At 45.9% G+C, this 4,471-nt stretch carries 4 protein-coding genes; all 4 read left to right on the plus strand.

The genetic code is table 11. The annotated features are described in order from the left end of the window. Nucleotides 1-1,007: 1,007 nt before the first annotated feature. Nucleotides 1,008-1,406 carry a hypothetical protein gene (locus H1D44_RS20575; protein ID WP_181517131.1) on the plus strand — a complete coding sequence of 133 codons (399 nt, stop codon included), beginning with the start codon at nucleotides 1,008-1,010 and terminating at the stop codon, nucleotides 1,404-1,406. Between the two features lie 387 nt (nucleotides 1,407-1,793). Further along, nucleotides 1,794-2,339, plus strand: a complete 546-nt coding sequence (locus tag H1D44_RS20580) for a Pycsar system effector family protein (protein ID WP_181517132.1) — start codon at nucleotides 1,794-1,796, stop codon at nucleotides 2,337-2,339. 2 nt (nucleotides 2,340-2,341) lie between these two features. Then, entirely contained in the window at nucleotides 2,342-3,694 is a 1,353-nt protein-coding gene (locus tag H1D44_RS20585) for a nucleotide-binding domain-containing protein (RefSeq protein WP_181517133.1), read from the plus strand. Nucleotides 3,695-4,045: 351 nt separating this feature from the next. After that, a complete protein-coding gene (locus tag H1D44_RS20590; RefSeq protein WP_181517134.1) occupies nucleotides 4,046-4,426 on the plus strand; it encodes a hypothetical protein in 381 nt (126 codons plus the stop codon). Nucleotides 4,427-4,471: the final 45 nt, after the last annotated feature.

Below are 4,471 nucleotides of genomic sequence, written 5' to 3' on the forward strand. Positions count from 1 at the left end.
ATTGCTGAAGAAGCCCTCTGGCCACTAGCAGAGGATAACTCCTATAGGCGATTTGATCATCCGGGACCCTACAGATAGGGTCTTAAAAGCGGTGAACTTTGCACAATCACTAACCGGTGAGAGAAAGGAGACAGTGGTGTAGGGAGAATGCACTGCTCGAGATCAGAGCTGTCGAGGCCGTTGTGGTGAGCCATGGTGTATAGCCAGGGCTGTACCGGTGAGTGCTTGCGCCGAGTCGGGCGCTGACTAAGCCGTTGCGGTGAGTGATTGTGCCGAGTAGGGCGCTGCCGAAGCCGTTGTGGTGAGTCATTGTGCCTAGCTGGCAGCTACCCAGGCCTCATCTGCTAACCAATCGTGCTAGTAGTAGGGCTCTGATGAATGAAATGGGCACAATGACTCACCATTAGCCGGCGTCGTGTGAGGACGCTGACAGCCGACAAGCTCTCTTGTGGTGCGGGCCGTACTCAAGGACTGTCCCTTCCGGCGAGGTAGCCCTAGTCAATGCCAGCTTAGCTCGATACTGCCATCCTCGTCTTGTGTTGGCTTCGCTATCCATCCCCAAATCCCTCCATCACCTCAGCCCCCCATCCCAGCGGCCTCATCAACAGCGCATTTCACGGACACGTATCAAGACCACCATTCGCTAATCGAAGAAAGTTTGATTAGTCTGTAGTGTGAAAGTATGTATCTGCCTGATGCTGTCATGTCTCAAAATGGCGACACCTCAGGCCTCCATGGAAGGGCGGCGCAGCTCGCGTCAGGGTTCCCTAGCGGTAGCGTGCCTGTTCACATTAAGGGGAAGCGTTCAAGCCCGACGTATCATATGAATGGCTCTTAACGAGCCAAAGCCGGTATGTCGGAAAGGCAGCGAGCACTTCCATTGGGATATGCCGCATGCGCGATGATTGGTTTTGCACTGCCGAATCATTATCAATGGTAAGTTGTTTAAATAAATTATGGGGTGGGTGAGCGTGCAGCTGGGCTATTCTTACAAACAGGACAAAAACATGAAATACAAAAAAATATTTGCACTTGCGTTCATCGTCTTAGTGACGCCTAGTGTGATATGGGCAGAAAACCTACCGATAGGAGAAGATTTCCAAGGTTCTTGGGCCGAATCATATGCCAAATGTGAGGGAGACACAAAACTTATAGTCAGCGAAGATGGTATCAACCTCATTGATAAGGGAGTAGTTACAAAAGTAAAGGAATATGACACAGCATACTCTTGCTATGGTGGCTCAAAATCTGATGGCACTGTCATTTGTGTTTTAGTTTACTCTGAAGAGCTTGACTTGATCGATATTGATACTAGAAATGGCAGCGCTACTCCACAAAGATACACAGAAGATGAAGGGAGTGAGGGTTTTTCACTCGAGAATGTTCAGCTAGTTCGCTGCGACTAAATACCTAACTAGGGGAAGTGCTGTGACGGATCTCGCTTCGGTTTCCTCCCCATTACTATCCGCACGTATTAAGTATTAGGTGCTACTGGGTTTTTGCTTCTGGCCGAGAGGGGAGTGTTAGGCTCCGCATGATGGAATGGCTGGGCAGCTGACGATCCAAAGCCGACGTGCATGCAAAGGCAGGAGATACGTTTATCGATTTATGCAGCATGCGCAATGATTGGTGTCATGTGGCTGAGCTATATTGATTTATCAAACTTTCAGTGCATGAGAATGCCTGTGATAGTGTGGTATGAGGTGCTTGGGCGCTCGTGTTGGTTCAAGTATTTAAAGGAGTGGGCTGGATGCCTTTTAAACCCTTTCCCATAATATGTTATGGAGGTTAATTTGAGAGAAGAAGAAGCAGCTTTCAAAGATAAGTCGACATTTTTATTTGATGTCATAAAAAGATACGATCACTATATTGCGACAACCAACTTTAAGGTTGGTCTTCTTATGTCTTTTGTTGGGGCAATTGTCCTTGGGTTGTCTGTACGTATTGTGTTATTAGGTTCGCCTCAGTCTAGTTGTGGTCATTTTTACTACTATGCGATTGGGTTTTCAGTGTTAACAATTTTGTTATCTCTTGCTGCGGCGATAAACTTGCTAAGAGCAGTGTTTCCAAACAAGACCACTGATAAAAATTATAATTCACTTATTTTCTTCGGCGATGTGCTGGCCGTCGAGAATGGAGCGGATGGATATGCAAAGAAAATTGAGGAAGCAACCCCTGAAGAACTTCTGAAAGACTTGTCTAAGCAAGCATTTGTAGTGGCTGAAATTGTAAACGAAAAGTTCAGAGTTTTAAAGATTGCAGTAAGAATTATTATATATGGGGTTATTCCCGCGTTGGCTGCATCTTTGTTTCTGCTCATGTTTAATGGAAGGGGTTGAGAATGTCAAATATTGAAAGCATGTTCGAAGATATATTTGAAGTGGTTAGCAATCGCTCTTCTGTAGCTGTCGCTAAGTCAGAGTCTATGGAGGCTATGGACTCGAAGCGAATGGACGAGTCTTTTAGAAATTTGCCTTCTGGGCCACAAGAGGAGTTTCTGCTTCAAGACAAAATCAGGCCTATTTTTGGTAAGGCGGGCGTTAACAAATCTCCAATTGGCACTCACCCCGACTTTATTTATCTTGAAGGTACAACAACCACGCAATATCACTATGTGTGCACAATTTTTGTAGACATCAAAGGGTCAACTAGGCTCTCGCTGCTGTATCCGTTAGATTTTGTCTATAAATTCAAAAATGCTGTTATTCAAACTTGCGTAGAAATTATTAGGTCATTCGATGGGTACGTGCATAGACTGATGGGCGACGCTGTGATGGCGTTTTTTGGTAGTAGCTCAACTGAAAAAGAAAATGCTATAGCTGATGCGATTAACTGTTCGGTCACTTTAAGAGCTATTTTAGAAGAAAGCATAAAGCCTTGGATGGAAAGGCAGGGATTAGATGCAAAAGATTTTGGCTTTAGAGTGGGGTGCGATTTTGGAAACGATGAAGATGTTCTTTGGGGTAATTTTGGCTACAGAAATGTAGGCGAGGTTTCGGCAACCGGCCTGCCGGTGGATATGGCCTCTAAACTTCAAGGGCTGGCAGGAAAAAATCAAACTATGCTCGGGCAAGGTCTATTAGATTTTGTTAACTGGCCAGAGAAATATTCTAAGATTAAAACGCGAGGGCGGGAAAATGAAATAGAAAACCTTCTTGTCGTAACTCCAAATATTACCGACCTGGATGGAAATGCGCTGAATTATAGAATGAAGCAGCTTTCTTACGAAAAAAGCTTAGAGTTTTCTGCCCTACCGCGAAGCTTTCGGGAAAACATTTGTGGTAGCCTCGTAAAGGATCACACAGAAATTGACTACAAGTGCTTTACGGTAATAGATGGCGAGAAAAAAGAGTATATATCTGCTTCAGGCTTCCTTGAGCCTAATGTGTCATTAGTCTTTGAGGTTCAGTCTAGAACAAATAATAGGCTCAGATTTCCACTTAAAGTTGTTTTTAGAAAAACTAATCATGGGCCAGCAACCCCTAAGGATGAAAGAGATGTGGAGCAAGAGGGGGTTGTTAAACATCTCCACAAAAATCGAATCAGCCAATATAATAGGTCTTACTCTCCTATCTCCAAGGTAGAGTTGTCAGAAGCTACGCTGTACCGTGGCTTGCATACTATGAAATGTGAAGTTTACGACTCTAACGGAGTTTTGCACTTTCGCGATTGGATCGGGGTTATGATTAAGTAAGAGGTATGGCTTTCCAAGTACTCGGAATAATAGCCTGCTTCACTACAAATCGTCCGGTGTTGCGGGCGTTATCCCAGTGAGGTCAGAAGGACCGCTCTTAGCCGATAGCGGCTGTGAAACAATAGTTTTCTTTACGCTCACTGACCGCCCCTTCTGGGGGCTTGGAGCAGTTGCGCGTAAAGAAATTGCGTAAACCTTTCTATGCCTAAAAAGTTACCTTGTTTACTTAAAGGCTTCTCTCCAGCATAGTGCGTGTCACCATTGGGCATGTCATGTGACACTCCCATCTTGATGACTGCTAGGCTGGTAAATCGGCTAAGCTAGCCTAAGTCTAGCATATAAGGAGGTACCGTGAGACGTCAGCTGATCGCACTCACCTCAGGCATCACCCTCGCAGCCAGCTCAATGGCATATGCCAACATAGAATTCCAGGAGCGAGGCGATGACTTCAGTAACGAGGTGGTGTCCACGGTGCGGATAGAAACCTCGGATACCGCTCCAGCAACGCTCTTCCTGTCGTGCAACCCCGCTGAGGGACTAAGCGTGCAGCTCGCCACCAGAAACGTCATGTTTCCTGATGACCTTCAGGGAAATCGGATGCGGATCTCGACAACTTACAAATTCGAGGAGGCCCCCGAGGCAGTCACGACGTACTGGGCTATGAACATGATGAAGTACAAAAACAGTTGGTACCAAGGAAGGGCGGTCTCAATGACCAAGTGCAACACCTGACCCATCAGGTATCGTGTTGCCATGCCTCATTGCTATCGCCACCTC

The sequence above is a fragment of the Billgrantia kenyensis genome (assembly GCF_013697085.1).
GTDB lineage: Bacteria > Pseudomonadota > Gammaproteobacteria > Pseudomonadales > Halomonadaceae > Halomonas > Halomonas kenyensis.

What these genes read in the sequence shown, in the direction of transcription:
- H1D44_RS20575 (WP_181517131.1), top strand. Translation starts at nt 1,008, where the DNA reads ATGAAATACAAAAAAATATTTGCACTTGCGTTCATCGTCTTAGTGACG.
- H1D44_RS20585 (WP_181517133.1), top strand. Translation starts at nt 2,342, where the DNA reads ATGTCAAATATTGAAAGCATGTTCGAAGATATATTTGAAGTGGTTAGC.